This is a genomic window from Bremerella sp. JC817, assembly GCF_040718835.1.
In the GTDB taxonomy this organism is placed as follows: Bacteria; Planctomycetota; Planctomycetia; order Pirellulales; family Pirellulaceae; genus Bremerella.
On the sequence record NZ_JBFEFG010000030.1, the window covers coordinates 1 to 349 of the forward strand.

Genomic DNA, 349 nt, shown 5'->3' on the forward strand with positions numbered 1-349 from the left:
CCAGCGCCAGCTCGTCCGCCGTGAACGCCGCGCCGAGCGTACGCGCGCCATGCGAATGGATCGCCACGCCTTCCTCGGCAGCGCGCAGGCCGTCCCCGTGATGCGCGAGCCGGCTGGCGATCACGCCGGCCAGCACATCCCCGGTTCCGGCAGTAGAGAGCCAGGGCGAGGCGGGCAGCGCGAACACCAGATCTGTCCCGAACGCGATGACCGTGTCCGGCCCCTTCGCGACGACGATGCCGGAAAGCGCGCGGGCAAGCGCCTGCGCCCGTTCGGGCTTGGAACCGTCCCCGGCCAACCCAAACGCCTTTTCCAGCGTTGCAAGCTCGCCCTCGTGCGGGGTCACGAT

Annotated in this window: 1 protein-coding gene; it reads right to left on the reverse strand. The window is 71.1% G+C overall.

Annotation, left to right across the window (positions count from 1 at the left end; genetic code table 11):
• Positions 1 to 349 (reverse strand): NAD(P)H-hydrate dehydratase (locus tag AB1L30_RS00140; RefSeq protein ID WP_367011337.1); only part of this gene is annotated, 349 nt, incomplete at both ends.